At 70.2% G+C, this 13,395-nt stretch carries 13 protein-coding genes; 8 read left to right on the forward strand and 5 right to left on the reverse strand.

Features of this window, described 5'->3' with window-relative positions; translation table 11 throughout:
- The first annotated feature begins 49 nt into the window (after positions 1-49).
- Both ACWEPL_RS13530 and ACWEPL_RS13535 read left to right on the forward strand, forming a co-directional pair.
- A complete protein-coding gene (locus tag ACWEPL_RS13530) occupies positions 50-1,366 on the forward strand; it encodes a hypothetical protein (protein WP_452436252.1) in 1,317 nt (438 codons plus the stop codon).
- A gap of 196 nt (positions 1,367-1,562) precedes the next feature.
- The gene (locus ACWEPL_RS13535; RefSeq protein ID WP_397375470.1) at positions 1,563-1,832 is read left to right on the forward strand and encodes a hypothetical protein; all 270 of its coding nucleotides are present in this window, start codon (positions 1,563-1,565) and stop codon (positions 1,830-1,832) included.
- 112 nt (positions 1,833-1,944) lie between these two features.
- On the opposite strand, the gene ACWEPL_RS13540 is transcribed toward ACWEPL_RS13535, so the two are convergent.
- The 3 genes from ACWEPL_RS13540 to ACWEPL_RS13550 form a co-directional block, all read right to left on the reverse strand.
- A complete protein-coding gene (locus tag ACWEPL_RS13540) occupies positions 1,945-2,724 on the reverse strand; it encodes an ABC transporter permease (protein ID WP_452436253.1) in 780 nt (259 codons plus the stop codon).
- Entirely contained in the window at positions 2,717-3,742 is a 1,026-nt protein-coding gene (locus ACWEPL_RS13545; protein ID WP_452436254.1) for an ABC transporter ATP-binding protein, read from the reverse strand. The genes ACWEPL_RS13540 and ACWEPL_RS13545 overlap by 8 nt, the downstream gene beginning before the upstream one ends.
- A gap of 187 nt (positions 3,743-3,929) precedes the next feature.
- A complete protein-coding gene (locus ACWEPL_RS13550; protein WP_452436255.1) occupies positions 3,930-4,391 on the reverse strand; it encodes a GbsR/MarR family transcriptional regulator in 462 nt (153 codons plus the stop codon).
- A 154-nt stretch (positions 4,392-4,545) separates the two neighbouring features.
- Between ACWEPL_RS13550 and ACWEPL_RS13555 the strand changes: the two genes are divergently transcribed.
- The 3 genes from ACWEPL_RS13555 (at position 4,546) to ACWEPL_RS13565 (ending at position 7,845) form a co-directional block, all read left to right on the forward strand.
- Complete coding sequence (locus tag ACWEPL_RS13555; RefSeq protein WP_452436256.1) at positions 4,546-5,832, forward strand: glycosyltransferase; 1,287 nt, start codon at positions 4,546-4,548, stop codon at positions 5,830-5,832.
- Positions 5,829-7,007 (forward strand): cytochrome P450 family protein, encoded by a 1,179-nt coding sequence (locus ACWEPL_RS13560; protein WP_452436257.1) that lies wholly within the window; start codon positions 5,829-5,831, stop codon positions 7,005-7,007. Before ACWEPL_RS13555 ends, ACWEPL_RS13560 begins: the two co-directional genes overlap by 4 nt.
- Positions 7,008-7,350: 343 nt before the next feature.
- Complete coding sequence (locus ACWEPL_RS13565; protein ID WP_452436258.1) at positions 7,351-7,845, forward strand: Na+/H+ antiporter NhaA; 495 nt, start codon at positions 7,351-7,353, stop codon at positions 7,843-7,845.
- A gap of 540 nt (positions 7,846-8,385) precedes the next feature.
- Here ACWEPL_RS13565 and ACWEPL_RS13570 read toward each other — a convergent pair.
- Both ACWEPL_RS13570 and ACWEPL_RS13575 read right to left on the reverse strand, forming a co-directional pair.
- A complete protein-coding gene (locus ACWEPL_RS13570) occupies positions 8,386-8,907 on the reverse strand; it encodes an RICIN domain-containing protein (RefSeq protein WP_397375444.1) in 522 nt (173 codons plus the stop codon).
- A 63-nt stretch (positions 8,908-8,970) separates the two neighbouring features.
- Entirely contained in the window at positions 8,971-9,588 is a 618-nt protein-coding gene (locus ACWEPL_RS13575; RefSeq protein ID WP_397375443.1) for a hypothetical protein, read from the reverse strand.
- A gap of 224 nt (positions 9,589-9,812) precedes the next feature.
- Here ACWEPL_RS13575 and ACWEPL_RS13580 point away from each other — a divergent pair, with 224 nt between their 5' ends.
- The 3 genes from ACWEPL_RS13580 to ACWEPL_RS13590 all read left to right on the forward strand — a co-directional run bounded on the left by ACWEPL_RS13580 (position 9,813) and on the right by ACWEPL_RS13590 (position 13,332).
- Complete coding sequence (locus ACWEPL_RS13580; RefSeq protein WP_452436259.1) at positions 9,813-11,774, forward strand: sensor histidine kinase; 1,962 nt, start codon at positions 9,813-9,815, stop codon at positions 11,772-11,774.
- Positions 11,771-12,454: a response regulator gene (locus tag ACWEPL_RS13585; RefSeq protein WP_452436260.1), complete on the forward strand. Its 684-nt coding sequence runs from the start codon at positions 11,771-11,773 to the stop codon at positions 12,452-12,454. Before ACWEPL_RS13580 ends, ACWEPL_RS13585 begins: the two co-directional genes overlap by 4 nt.
- Positions 12,455-12,651: 197 nt before the next feature.
- A complete protein-coding gene (locus ACWEPL_RS13590) occupies positions 12,652-13,332 on the forward strand; it encodes a tyrosine-type recombinase/integrase (protein ID WP_452436261.1) in 681 nt (226 codons plus the stop codon).
- Positions 13,333-13,395: the final 63 nt, after the last annotated feature.

Genomic DNA, 13,395 nt, shown 5'->3' on the forward strand with positions numbered 1-13,395 from the left:
TGGTGTGCCCGCTAGGCCTGATCCGGCCTCGCCTTGGAAGGAAGCGCAGATGACGATGCCCCCGACGGTGTCTGTCGCTGAAGCGATAGAGATTCGTCCCAATGAGCCGCTGGTCGGCTCCGTGCGTGTCGACGGGTCGAAGAATGCCACGCTGCCGTTGGCGGCGGCGGCCGCGACGCTGGGTCGGCCGGTGCACCTGGGCAATGCGTCGCAGTGCGAGGACGTGCGGACCATGTTGAGCCTGCTCCAGCAGTGCGGATACGGCGTTGCGAGGGCCGTCACCAATCCGGAGGAGGTCGTGATTCAGCCGATCTCCGTGGCCGGACCGCTGCCCAAGCTCTCTCATGCGGGGAGTATCCGTGCCTCGTACTACCTAGTGCCAGCGCTACTGGCCTCCTTCGGGCAAGCTCGCCTGCCGTGGCCAGGGGGATGCCCTGTGGGCGAACGGGGCATGGACCTGCATTTCCGTATCTATGAATCGTTCGGGGATCAAGTACATCTGGACGGCACGGGATACCAGGTGCGCCGGGCAGCGAGCCGGATGAGTGCGGTGGAGATCGGGCTACCGTTCCGCTCGCGAGGTGCGACGGTGGTGGCAATGCTGCGCGCAGTGATCGACCGTTGTTCGCTGACTCTGTTCCAGCCGAACCTGTCCCCGGAGGTGACGGAGATCCTCGCGTTCTTGCGTGAAGCCGGCTGGGATACGTGCGGGGATGAGGACGTCGTCAACCTGGCGCCTCCGTACGACAGCGATAACGGGTCGCTCGCTTGGGAGGTGCCGGGAGACAAGGTCGAGGCCGTCACCCTGGCTTGTGCGGTGGCGATGACCCGGGGCTGCGCGCTGATCAAGGGTGTGCGGCCGGCGGACGTGCAGCCGGCGATGGAAGCGTTCGCCTGGCTCGGGATTCCCGCGCACACCACCGCCGACGCGTTGATGGTGCAGGCCATCGACACCCAGCTGACCGGGCAACCGTTGCGGGCGATCGCGTCGCTGACACCCGGCGGGTTGGACGCCGACTTCGAGCCACCACTGATGGCCCTGGCGCTCGGGACCCCCGGGACGCATCTGTTCGCCGATGCCATCAATCCGGGCCAGCACGGCAACCTGATCCCCCAGCTGGCCCGACTCGGAGCGGTCATCGAGCAGTTGTCCGCGACACACTGCCGGTTCTCGGGGCCGCAGCGACTCGTCGGGGCCAGCGTGACGGCCAACGACATCCGCAACGGCTCCACCCTCATCCTCGCCGGACTGACCGCCGACGGCGTCACCACCGTCAAAGGCATGGCCCAGCTGCGCCGCGGGCACGCGGATCTACCGCACAAGCTCCGGCAACTCGGCGCGAACATCACCGAGGGCGCGGCATGAGTACACAACGCGTGCTGGAACGCATCGTGGCCACCGCCAACGTCCACTCAAACTTCGACCGCCCTCTCCAATGCTCACGCACACCGCAGGCGTCCCTCTGCGGGCCAATCTCCGAGCCCTCGTCGAGGTATCGGTCCCATTCCTGCCTGTCGAGCGAGCGGCCCGCTGAGAAGATGGGGCACCGGCCCCTGATGAGATGGCGGCCGTTCAGGCGCGCATCACCGAGGAGTTGGCACGCTTGGTCGCTCCGGCTCGGTTGCCGGTCGGACCGCCTGCGGCCTATGTGCGGCGTCATCTCCTGGAGCACGCCGCTGCCGACAACGTGCTCGATGAGCGGGTGGTTACGCCGGAGTTCCTGCCGTTTGCCGATATCGGGCGACTGCGTGAGGTCTCGGGGCGAGCGTCCCTGCGCACCTCGCATGTCTCCGGCCTGCTCACCGCATGCCGCAGAGTCGGGTACGCCTGAGACTGCTTCCCCTTCTTCTGGGTGAGCCTTATCCCGCCCGTGGCATGCTTGTACCGCGCCCAGGCATGACGATTCCGCTCGTCGGCGGGCGCATACTGTCCTCGTCTGGGTGTCATCGGGTGTGATCGGCGCGGTTCCACCAGATCGCGGTCGTAACGGCGCCGGTCGCGCCGGTGACAGTCACCAGCAGCAGGCCGAGCGGGCCGGGCGGGTGCTGATCAGGGCCTGCGATGCCAGCGAACAGGCCGGGCACTGACCACGGAAAGTAGGCGCCGTAGCCGAGCGCAGCGATCACCTGGGCGCAGAACACGAGGCCGAACAGGGCGCCGACGGCGGCCAGGTAGCCGCGACCGATGCTGGCAGCCAAGGCCAGGGGCGTAGTGGTCAGGGCGGCCAGCCCGGCCGCGGCCAGGATGCGCCCGAGACCGGTGGCCGCAGCCGGAGCCGACCAGGTGGGTAGGCCGAGAAGGGCGCCGATGAGCAGGCCGAGCCCGGCCAGCAGAACGGCCAGCAGCAGCGCCCAGACGGCGGCGACGGCGAACTTGGCGGCCACGATGGCGGTGCGGGAGGTGGGCAGGGCGAGCAGGTCGGTAGCGGTGCGGTCGCTGAACTCGCGGCCGAACAGCCAGATGGCGATCAGCCCGTAGACGCCGCCGCCGCCCACCGCGCCGGCCTGGGCGAGCAGGGCGAGGTAGCCGGGCCAGTCGGCGCTGGCGCCCGACAGCTGGGCTTTGTCGCCGAGTAGCCCCAGCGCTCGGGCACGGGCGGGGTCGGCCAGGATGAACATGAACATGCCGCACACCAGCGCGGCGAGGGTGAAGGCCAGCGCGGTGATCCAGGGCAGGCGGCTACGCCGCACCTTGAGCAGTTCGGCCCACAGCGCCTCACGCATCCCGGGTCCCCTCCTCGGCGAACTGGCCGGGCTGTTCGGCGGATGCGTTCTGTCCGATCGTGCGCAGGAAGTAGGTCTCCAGGTCTTCTTCCTCCAGCCGCAGCTCCGTAGGCGGCACCCCGCCGTACACCAGCACGGCGGCGACCTGATCCGGGCGTGAGAGGACGCGCTCGTCGGTGAGCAGGAGCCCGCCCGAGCCGGCGGCCGCGGGGTGGTAGCCATGCGCGCGCAGCACCGCCTGGGCGGTGGCGTCGTCGCGGGTGGCCAGGCGCAGGTGGCGGTGCCGGTGCTGGTCCAGTTGGTCGGCGTCGTGTTCGCTGATGAGGCGGCCGTGGTGGAGGATCCCGATGCGGGTGGCCAGGCGGGCGACCTCGGCCAGCAGGTGACTGGACAGGAACACGGTGGTGCCGTGCTGGTGAGCCAGGTCGGCGAGCAGGGCCCGGATCTCGGCGACGCCGGCGGGGTCCAGGCCGTTGACGGGTTCGTCGAGGATGAGCAGGCCGGGGGCATGGAGGAGGGCCCTGGCCAGGGCCAGGCGCTGCAGGTTGCCGAGCGACAGGGTACGGGCGCGGCGCTCGGCGTAGGGGGCCAGCGCCAGGCGTTCGATGATGTCGTCGGCAGTGCTAGGCAGGCGGCGCAGCCGGCGGACCACCTCCAGGTTCTCGCGCACGGTCAACTCCGGATAGGCGGCGGCCGCCTCCACCAGGTAGCCCACCTTCGCCCAGGCTGTGCACTCGCCCGCGGAGACGTCGGTGCCCAGGACGCGCACGGTCCCGGCGGTGGGGGCGATCATGCCGAGCAGCATGCGGATGAGGGTCGTCTTGCCGGCGCCGTTGAGGCCGAGCAGGGCGTAGATCTGTCCCGCCTGCACGTGCAGGGTGACGTCGTCGACGGCCGTCACGTCGCGATAGCGCTTGCTCAGGTGGGCGATGTCGATGACCGGCGCGGCCGCGCGGGTCGTGGGCGGGGGTGCGGGCTCAGATGCGGCGCCATCAGATGGTGGGGTTCGGGGGCGCACGGGCACATCCTTGTCTCGATGCGGACTGGACATGCCGACCAGGCTTCCCGGCTCACCTGGCGCCCAGCCTATCCCCGTCGGCCTGTGCCAGATAGTGGCGCTCCGGTCTGTTTCGGGGTATCGCCGGCCTGGCGGGCTTGAGGGAGTGTGATCGATCCCGGGGGTGCCGGTGGGGTGCGCGGCATGCTCAGCGCGGTGCGTGTTTCTCTTCCCAGCGGCGCAGCAGGCCGGGCAGTTCACCCAGCAGGAACTCATAGAAGTCGCGCATCCGCGTCAGCCGTGCGTGGGCCAGGTCGCCGGAGGCGGTGGCGGCGATGCCGGTCTCGGCGGCCTGCAGCATGACATTGATGACGGTGTTCTGGGTGGAGAACAGGGTGGCCCAGGCGTCGTCACGCAGCCGGTAGTGCTCGCGGCGGCTGCCGGGCGCGGGCAGGCGTTCGATGAGACCGACCGACAGCAGGGCCTTGACCGCGCCGGACACTGATCCTGCGCTGACGCCGAGCCGGTCGGCGATGTCGCCCATGGTGACGGTCTCGGTGTCGGTGAACAGGAAGACCGCCAGGGCCCGCGCTGACATGCGTTGCAGGCCGCCCTCGGTCAGCACCAGTGCCAGCCGTTCGGCTGCCTGCCATCGTTCCTGCTCACTCACCTGGCCACCTCCATGGGCAGGATAGCTGATGTATTGAGGCTTCAGAAATTTCAGAACTTTGGCTATATTGCTGATATTCGACCCGTCGCAGGGTCGACGGTGTGCCGGGAAGCCTGGTCGGCGAGCGCAGCAATCCTCCGAACAGGGAGCGCCGATGAAGGTTCTCATCCTCACCCATGGCACCCGTGGTGACGTGCAGCCGTACGCCGCCCTCGCCTTGGCCCTGAAAAGTGCCGGTCACGAAGCCGCGCTGGCGGCCCCGGCGGCGATGGCGGGCCTGGTCGAGCCGCACGGCATCGCCTTCGCACCGGTGGACGACGGGCCGAACACGCTCATCGACGACCCGGACATCCGTCAGGCCATCGAGAGCAACTACCGCGGCCTGCGCGGCAAGCAGGTCGCCCTGCAGGTGATGCGCCGCAGCAAGCCGCTCATGGCCAAGGTCTTCGCCGACATGGCCGACGTAGCAGTAGACGGGGCGGGCCAGGGTGCCGACCTGGTCGTGCACGCGCCCGGCATCCCGGCCCAGCATGTGTCCGAACGGCTTGGCGTGCCCGCGGTGCCCGCCGCGCTGCAACCGGTGTGGGTGCCCACTGCCGCCTTCCGCAACCCGATGCTGCCGCTGCCGCTGCCCAAGGCGCTGAATCGGGCCTCCTACCTACCGATCAAACTGATGTTGCGCTCGTTCGGCGGCATTGCCGACGACCTGCGCAAACACCGGCTGGACCTGCCCCGCCGGCGCGGGCGGCACGACATCCTGCGCCGCCCCGACGGACGTCCGGCGACCGTTCTGCACGGCTTCAGCCGCCATCTGCTGCCGCACGATCCGGCAGGCGGCCTGGACTATCCGGCGTGGGTGCACACCACCGGCTTCTGGTTCCTGCCCACCCCACCTGGCTGGACGCCGTCGGCGGACCTGGCCGCCTTCCTCGACGCGGGTCCGGCGCCGGTGTACATCGGATTCGGCAGCATGGCGGGCACCGACCCCGAGCGTCTGGGCCGAATCATCACCGAAGCCATCCGATTGGCGGGGGTGCGGGCGGTGCTGGCCTCCGGCTGGGGCGGCATCCAGGCCACCGACCTGCCCGATACCGTGCACCTGCTCAATGAGGCCCCGCATGACTGGCTGCTGCCGCGGATGGCCGCGATCGTGCATCACGGCGGCAGCGGCACCACCGGTGCGGCGCTGGCCGCCGGACGGCCTCAGGTCATCTGCCCCTTCGCCGCCGATCAGCCGTTCTGGGCGGCCCGCGCGTACGCGGCCGGCGTGGCCGTGCCGCCCCAGCCCCAGCGGCGTCTCACCCCGGACACTCTCGCCGCCGCCATCCGCCTGGCCGCCACCGACGCCCGGATGGCGGCGACCGCCGCCGAGTTCGGGCAGCGCGTGCGGGCCGAAGACGGGACTACTCGCGCCGTCACCATTCTGGAGTCGCTGATATGACCATGAACCACCTCCGCGACCTGGCCAGCGCCACCGACCGGGACACTTTCTTGGCCAAGCTGGCGGCCGAGGGGCCGGTCAGCCGAGGCGTTTACCTGGACGGCACACCACTGTGGCTGGTCACCGGCCATGCCGAGAGCCTCATCGTGCTGACCGACCCGCGCTTCAGCAGCGACCCGACCAAACAGACCACCTTCGACCTGGCCGCAACCGCCGGTCTGCCCGACGACGTGGCCCCGTACCTGCTGCACACGCTCGGCGCCTACGACCCGCCGGACCACACCCGGCTGCGGCGGCTGGTGTCGCGGGCGTTCACCGCCCGCCGCATCGAGCGGCTGCGCCCGCGCATCCAGCAGATCGCCGAAGAACTGCTGGACGGCCTGCCGGAGCAATTCGACCTCATCGAGTGCTTCGCCTACCCACTGCCGATCCAGGTCATCTGCGAACTGCTCGGCGTGCCTGCGGAAGATCGCGACACCTGGCGGGCGTGGGCCGGCGACCTCACCGCCCCGGACCCGGCCCGGATCGCGGCCGGGGCACGCGGGCTTGTGGCGTACATGGCCCAGCTCATCGCCCACAAGGCCGGTCAGGGCGGCGATGACCTGCTGTCGGCGCTCATCACCGTGCGGGACGAGGACGGCGACCGGCTCAGCGAGCACGAGCTGATCGCGTTGTCCGTCAGCATCCTGATCGCCGGCCACGAGACCACGGTCGGCCTCATCAGCCAGAGCGTCCACCTGATCCTCACCCGGTCGCTGAAACTCGGCGACGATGACATCGCCCGCGCGGTGGAGGAGTTCCTGCGCTACAGCGGACCCGCCGAGATCGCCATCCTGCGCTACGCACTCGAACCGGTCGAACTCGGCGGCGCCACCATCGGCGCGGGTGAGGCCGTGCAGGTGGTGTACGCGGCAGCCAACCGCGACCCGGGCCGCTTCGACCGTCCGCACCAGCTCGACCCGCATCGCGCGGACAACGCCCATCTCGGTTTCGGCCACGGTATCCATTACTGTCTGGGCGCCGCACTGGCCCGCGCCGAAACCGAGATCGCCCTCAGCACCCTCCTGCGCCGCTTGCCGGGGCTGGAATTGGCCGTGCCCGCTGACCAGATCGGCTGGCGGCCCGGCCTGCAACGGGCGCTGGCCGCCCTGCCGGTGCGCGTCCGGCCGAGCTGAGCATCGTCGATCGACGGGCCGCAGGCCAGGAGTTACAGGTCGGCCTGGAGGTAGACGGCGGTGAGGTAGCGCAGCATCTCGGCGGATCCGGCCGCAGCACGGTAGGCCGACCCGACCGCTGGGATGCGACCGCCGACGCACTCGCCATGACGCAGTGCTCAGATGAGTAGTTCGGTCGGCGGAGTCCGGCGGTGGGCTTCGCGTGCCGCCTCATGGGAGCGGGTCCGGTGGAGCCGAATCCGTTATGTGGCAGTTTACGCTTCCTGATACGTTATTGACAGGTGTGTCGGGAAGTCTGGTCGGCAAGTGAGCGACCCGACCCCTGCTGAAGGAGCGGAGTTCCATGTCCGGCACCACCGCTACGCGCGTACCCCGCCTGTTCAACCGGAGCACCTGGCCCGAAGCGCGCCGCATCGCCGACATCCTGCGCAAGGAAACCATCGGCGGGGCGCTGCTGCTCGCCGCCGCGCTTGCCGCGCTGATCTGGGCCAACTCGCCGTGGGCGCAGACCTACCAGGACCTGCGGGCCATCGAGGCCGGCCCTGCCGCGCTGCACCTGAACCTCGACCTGGCCACCTGGGCCGCGGACGGGCTGCTGGCCGTCTTCTTCTTCGTGGCCGGTCTGGAGCTGAAACGGGAGTTCGTCGCCGGCGATCTGCGTGATCTGCGCCGGGCCGTGGTGCCGGTGGCCGCGGCGGTCGGCGGCGTGGTGGTGCCCGCACTGGTGTATCTGGCGGTCGTCGGCGGAACGGCGGCCAGGGGGTGGGCGATCCCGACGGCCACCGACATCGCCCAGGAACAGCAGTTATCGCTGAGATTGATCTTGTGCGGGGTCTAGTCGCTGGCAGGCGCACGAGAGGGCTCGCGTCGTCGTCGTCGCCGCTGGCTGGCCTTCGAGGAGGCTGAGTGCTGAAATTTAGCGTCAGGGAGTTGATCTTCGTACCGGTTCGGTGACGGCCCCCGTTTGGGCTGGTTGTGGGCCCTACGTTCCTGGGTCATGCCCTTCGAATTTCTCTCTGATGTGCAGATCGCCCGCTATGGCCGCTTCCCGAAGGAGTCCTCGGCTGCGGAGCTGCAGCAGTTCTTCCAGCCATAAGGCGGCCCGGACGATGGCATCGGCGATGAAGGTGCTGGCGGCCGTGCCGAAGCAGGAACGGCTGCACCGTGCGCTGGGTGATGTCGTGCCGTCCGTTAGCGCTTGTCAGGGCACCTGTAGATCTGTCCTCATGAGGAAACGGCGCTATCTGCGGCCCGAGAGCGGCTTCAAGGCTCCCCGCTTCCTCCCGGCAGGCCGCCGGCCCCGCACGTCCACCGCATGGCGTAGCAGGCGGACGGCCCCCGCGCCGAGGCGACGCGGGGACCCCGGTTTCGAAGACGTCTAGGCGACCTTGTTGATGTGCCAGCTCTGGTTCTCGCCGCCCCAGCAGCGGGCCTGGACTACCCTGGCGCCGTTGGCGGGGTCCACGTTGGCCACGTCCAGGCACATACCACTGTGCTTGGCGATGACGCGCCTGGTGCCGTCGGCGTTCTTCTTGAGCCGCCACCGCTGGTTGGCTTTGAAGCTGCAGGTCGCCTGGATCACGGCCGCCGCGTTCGCGGTGCTCGCGAAGGCGACGTCCAGGCACTTGCCGCTGTGCCTGGCGACGAACACGTACGACCCGTCGTCGAACTTGCGGGCCTCCCATTGCTGGCTGAGCACTCGGTCCAGGCACTGCCACTGGTGCGTCGGGGTGGCGTGCAGGGTGCTCCCGTGCAGTACGTCCAGGCACTTGCCGCTGTGCTCGGCGACGAACTTGTAGTAGGTGGTTTCGGCGTGGGCGACCCCGGTTCCGGTGAGGGCGAGGCCGGCGGCCGCGGTCAAGGCCACGGTGAGAGCACGGCGGACTGTTGCGAAAGACATGATCGTTCTTCCTTTCATGTGATCCAGAGTGGGTGTGACGAGCGGATTCCTCACGAGTAGGGCCTACTCGTTTCTGGACTGATTCCGGGATCCCGGGTTCTTGGCGAGCCACGCCAGGGCCAGGCCGCCGAGGAGAGCCGTGGGCTGGTGGGAGGGGAGCAGCACCGCGACCAGGGCGGCGAGGACGAGCAGGACGCACGCTCCGCGAGAGACGCTGCGGCGGCGCCAACCGGCCACGGCCAGCGTGACGAAACCCACCGCGCACAGCAGCATCTTGGGCACCACGCCGAGGAAGCCGGCCAGACCTGGGCCCTCCCACTGGGCGTCGGTGACCCTCCCTGCGAAGTCCACGCCCACGGTCGCCATGGCCCACGCGGTCGCGGCGAGAAAGGCACAGCCCAGGCCGGCGGTGACGGCGCCCCAGCGGGGCAGCCGAAGCGGGCCTCCGAGCGCGGGCAGGGCGAGAGCGATCGCGAGGAAGCCGAAGGCGATCAGCACGTTGGCGGTGACGCAGAGCGGGCTGCGCACGGCCTCGCGACCGCTGAGGTCGGACAGCAGGAAGAAGCTGGAGATGTACGCGGCCGCGCCGGTCGCGCCGACCAGGCCGCCGGCGACGACGGCGAACTGCGGAGTGAGGACCCGGCTCACCGGAGCCTGGGAACCGTACGAGGTCGTGGACATGGCGTTTCCTTTGCGAGCGATCGGCGGTGGTGGCCGTCGGCGGAGGAGCGGGCCGACGTCAGCAAGAGTGCGGCGCGGGCGGCGTCGTGGTCAGCGGCCGTGCGGCCGATTTCGCCGTTCCGCCCCCCGGGTGGAATCGCCCGATGGGTTCCCCCTCACGGGGGAATGAGCGTTCCGCCGGACGGCGGTATCGCGGCCCGGGCGCGGAGCCGTACGCTCCGATCATGGGTGTGACGGCGCCGCCGGACGGACGGCGGGAGCAACTGCTGGACCTACTGTTCGCGCTGGCCCTCGCCGCCGTGACCGTCGCCGACGTCCTCACCCACGATCCGGCCTCCGCGCTCCCGCAGCCCGAGCCGGACGCCGGGCTCGCGGCCTTGGCGCTGATCGCTGCGCTGTCGCTCGCCGTGCGCAGGCGGTGGCCGCTCGCCGCCCTCGGGGTCACGCTGGCCGCGAACACCGCGTTCGAGTGGCTGAGGTGGGATCCGGGGCTGGTCGGGGTCTGTGTGCTGTTCGCGCTGTACGCGGTGGCCGCCTGGCGGCCGGTCCCGCTCTCGCTGGCCTGCCTGGCGGGCACGTACGCGATCACGTTCGCTGTCCTGGTGCTGCGCTCACTGGACACCTTCTCGCTGGCCACTTTGCCCGAGTCGGGGTTCTTCGCTGTGGCCTGGGCGCTGGGGTTCTACGTCCGCCGGTGGCGGCTGGGCAGGGAGGAGGCGATGGCGCGGGCGCTGGAAGCCGAGCGGAGCCGGGCCGCCGTGGTGGAGCAGGCCGTGTTCGCCGAACGGCTGCGCATCGTCCGCGACCTGCACGACATCGTCTCTCACACGCTGTCGGTGATCACCGTGCAGTCAGGTGTCGCCCGGCACCTGGTCGACCAGCGACCCGAGCAGGCTGGGCCCGCACTGTCGGCCATCGAGGAGGCCGCCCGCGCCGCGCTGGAAGATCTGCGCCGCATGCTCGGCCTGCTGCGCGCACCGTCTCCACTGCCCGACGCTCCACCCCGCCATGACGATGAACTCGGCACGGTCGTCCCCGCTGGGCGGGAGCGGCTGCTCGACCTACTGACCGGCCTGGCGGTGACCGCAGTGGCGGTGAGCAGCGTGCTGATCACCGACCCGACCGACGCCTACACCTATCACAACCCCGACGCGTGGCTGGAGCTGCTCGCCCTCGGCGCGAGCCTGCCACTGACCCTCCGGCGCCGCTTCCCCATGAGCGTGCTGACCGCGGTCGCGGCCGCGACGTACACGATCGCCGGGCTCGGCCACAACGCCGGGCTGACCCCTCTGTGCATGGTGATCGCGCTCTACACGGTCGCAACGGAGCGTCCGCAACGGTTCGCGGTGGCGGGCCTCGCCCTCGTCTACGCCGGGATGAGCGGCCTCGCCCTGCTCGGCGCGCCGTACTTCGATCACCCACTCGCCCTGGTCACCGTGTCGGCGATCACCGTGGTCTGGGCGCTCGGCCGCTACGCCAGGCACCGGCGGCTGACCATGCACCGGGCGGTCGAGCAAGCACTGGACGCGGAATGGCGCCGCGCGCGGGAGGCCGAGCGGGCCATCGTCGAAGAACGCCTGCGCATCGCACGTGAGCTGCACGACGTGGTCTCACACACGCTGTCGGTCATCGCCGTCCAGTCGGGCGTAGCTGCTCACCTCATCGGCATCCAGCCGCACAAGGCCGCGCCCGCGCTCGCCGCAGTCGAGGAAGCCGGCCGCACCGCCATGGAAGATCTGCGCCGCATGCTCGAGCTGCTCCAACCGGAAACCGGATCGGCCGGTCTGGCGCCTGCGCCCGGTCTGGACGAGTTGCGCCTGCTGGCCTCCGTACACCGAGCCGCCCACGGCCCGATCGAGCTGGAGATCGACCCGGCGGTCGCCGACGCACCGGAAAGCCTGCGGCTGACCGTCTACCGGGTGGTGCAGGAAGCGCTGACGAACGCCCGCAAGCACGCCCCCGGCAGCCCGGTGCGAGTCGGCGTGCAGGCCGCCCACGAACACATCGACATCCGCATCGACGACGACGGCCCGGGCTCGCCCACCACCAGCGGCGGATTCGGCCTGGTCGGAATGGGCGAGCGCGTGGCACTCTTCGACGGGACGCTGGAGGCCGGCCCACGCCCGGACGGCGGCTTCCGCGTCCACGCCACACTGCCGGCCGCAACGGAACGGGTGAGCCCATGACAACACCCCTGCGCGTCGTGGTCGTCGACGACCAGGAGCTGGTCAGGGCCGGATTCGTCGCCCTGCTGTCGGCCACCCCCGACCTCGAGGTCGCCGGCGAGGCCGGGCAGGGCGAGGAGGCCGTACGGGTGGTCCGCGCCACCGGCCCGGACGTGGTGCTGATGGACGTCCGCATGCCGGTGCTCGACGGCATCGAGGCCACCCGCCGCATCACCGCCGACCCGGCGTGCGCGCAAACGAAGATCGTCGTACTGACCACGTTCGGCCTGGACGAGTACGTCTTCGGGGCGCTGCGCGCCGGCGCAGTGGGATTCCTGCTCAAGGACACCCCTCCGGCCGAGCTGCTACGCGCGGTGCGGGTGGCCGCCGACGGCGACGCGCTGTTGTCTCCGTCGATCGCGCGCCGCCTCATCGAGGCGTTCGCGGTCACCCCGCCGCCCGCCGTGGACACCAGTGATCTGCCCGAGCTGACCGAACGGGAGGCCGACGTGCTGCGTCTGGTCGCCCAGGGCCTGTCCAACGCCGACATCGCCGAACGGCTGTACATCGGCGCGGCGACGGTCAAGACGTACGTCAGCAGGCTCCTCACCAAGCTGGACGCCGCCACCCGGGTCCATCTGGTGATCCACGCCTACGAGAGCGGGCTGGTCACGCCGGGCGGCGAACGCCGGCCCGCGTGACCGTCCGGTCATCTGGTCGCCCGCCCGCTGTCATGAGCCCCCTCGAACCGCGGCACCGCTACCGTCACCTCGCCGAAGATCACGCCACTGCCATCCGCATCGCCATTGCCCCGCCCACGCTCAAGGCCATCTCGACCCCCGCGGCCTCCTCCTTCTGCCGGTGGGCCGTCCGCCAGGACCGCCTCGACACTCACCCCATGGGCAAGATCGACGCCATCAAGGTACCGAAGACCCTGCCCCGGCCCGCGGTGGCCGACGACGTTGCCAAGGTCCTGGGGATGATCTGCAGCAGAAGACCCCGCAAGGATGTCCCCCTGGACCGGCTCCGCGACCGGGTCCTGTTCGAGATGATCTATGTCTGCGGAGCACGCGCCGGCGAAGGCTGCGGCCTCGCCCTCGAAGACTCCGGCCTCCGCCAGGACGACGAACACGTCCGCATCCACGGCAAGGGCGGCACCGTTCGCACCGTCCGCCTCGACGACCGCGGTTACGTCGCCCTCCTCAAGCTCTACCTCGCCCGCGTCGGCTACCGGTTCGGCCCCGCCTTCCGCGCCACATCAACGGCAACGGAGGACCACTGTCCTACGACGCCGCGCACCACGGCTGGGAGCTGGGAGGGCGACTGCGAAGCGGCCGGAGTCGAGATCGACGTCCCCCAGCTCCGCCACGCCCATGCCACCGAACTCATCAACGCCGGCGCCTCCATCGAAGTCGTCCGCCGCCGCCTCGCCCACGCCTCCACCGAGGCCACCCAGCTCTACACCCTGCTTGCCGACGAGGTCGCCGACGCCGAGATCCGCGCCGCCGCGACCTCCGCTGACCTGCCCACAAACCCTCTGCACTTCACCAGACACGACCGAGATCAATCTCAGCGATAAGTGCTGTCGCAGGTTCCTCAACCCCGATGATGACCGAGGTTGCGTCCCCACGATGCCGGCCGG

This window comes from Nonomuraea sp. NPDC004186, assembly GCF_053603495.1.

Excerpts from the sequence above, each read along its gene's own strand:
- ACWEPL_RS13530 (WP_452436252.1), top strand. The coding sequence starts at position 50 with ATGACGATGCCCCCGACGGTGTCTGTCGCTGAAGCGATAGAGATTCGT.
- ACWEPL_RS13535 (WP_397375470.1), top strand. The coding sequence starts at position 1,563 with ATGGCGGCCGTTCAGGCGCGCATCACCGAGGAGTTGGCACGCTTGGTC.
- ACWEPL_RS13540 (WP_452436253.1), bottom strand. The coding sequence starts at position 2,724 with ATGCGTGAGGCGCTGTGGGCCGAACTGCTCAAGGTGCGGCGTAGCCGC.
- ACWEPL_RS13555 (WP_452436256.1), top strand. The coding sequence starts at position 4,546 with ATGAAGGTTCTCATCCTCACCCATGGCACCCGTGGTGACGTGCAGCCG.
- ACWEPL_RS13560 (WP_452436257.1), top strand. The coding sequence starts at position 5,829 with ATGACCATGAACCACCTCCGCGACCTGGCCAGCGCCACCGACCGGGAC.
- ACWEPL_RS13565 (WP_452436258.1), top strand. The coding sequence starts at position 7,351 with ATGTCCGGCACCACCGCTACGCGCGTACCCCGCCTGTTCAACCGGAGC.
- ACWEPL_RS13570 (WP_397375444.1), bottom strand. The coding sequence starts at position 8,907 with ATGTCTTTCGCAACAGTCCGCCGTGCTCTCACCGTGGCCTTGACCGCG.
- ACWEPL_RS13575 (WP_397375443.1), bottom strand. The coding sequence starts at position 9,588 with ATGTCCACGACCTCGTACGGTTCCCAGGCTCCGGTGAGCCGGGTCCTC.
- ACWEPL_RS13580 (WP_452436259.1), top strand. The coding sequence starts at position 9,813 with ATGGGTGTGACGGCGCCGCCGGACGGACGGCGGGAGCAACTGCTGGAC.
- ACWEPL_RS13585 (WP_452436260.1), top strand. The coding sequence starts at position 11,771 with ATGACAACACCCCTGCGCGTCGTGGTCGTCGACGACCAGGAGCTGGTC.
- ACWEPL_RS13590 (WP_452436261.1), top strand. The coding sequence starts at position 12,652 with ATGGGCAAGATCGACGCCATCAAGGTACCGAAGACCCTGCCCCGGCCC.